Origin of the sequence: Sabulibacter ruber (genome assembly GCF_017355955.1) — a bacterium.
GTDB lineage: Bacteria > Bacteroidota > Bacteroidia > Cytophagales > Hymenobacteraceae > Nibribacter > Nibribacter ruber_A.
This window is the reverse complement of the sequence record NZ_JAFFID010000088.1, coordinates 1-297: the sequence shown is the minus strand read 5'-3', so window position 1 is coordinate 297 and position 297 is coordinate 1. Positions and strand designations below refer to the sequence as shown.

Below are 297 nucleotides of genomic sequence, written 5' to 3'. Positions count from 1 at the left end.
GACGCCGGCCTCCAGCGCGCGTTCGGCGTACCAGCGCGTCGCCTCCTCCGAGCCGACCGGCAGGTAGGAGACCAGCACGTCGGTGCGCGTGCGCTTGAGGACCGCCGTCACGTCGGCGGCGTCGGCCTCCGTCTCGCTCACCACGCCGGTCAGGTAGCGGCCCTGCCCGTCCAGCGTCGGGCCGCGCTGGACCGTGACGCCGAGGTTCGGGACCTCCGCGAAGCGGACGGTGTTGTTCGGCTCGGCCAGGATGGCTTCCGACAGGTCGCGCCCGACCTTCGCCGCCGAGATGTCGAA

Annotated in this window: 1 protein-coding gene; it reads right to left on the bottom strand. The window is 73.1% G+C overall.

Features of this window, described 5'->3' with window-relative positions:
- Positions 1-297 (bottom strand): hypothetical protein (locus JT719_RS24570; protein WP_479725270.1); only part of this gene is annotated, 297 nt, incomplete at both ends.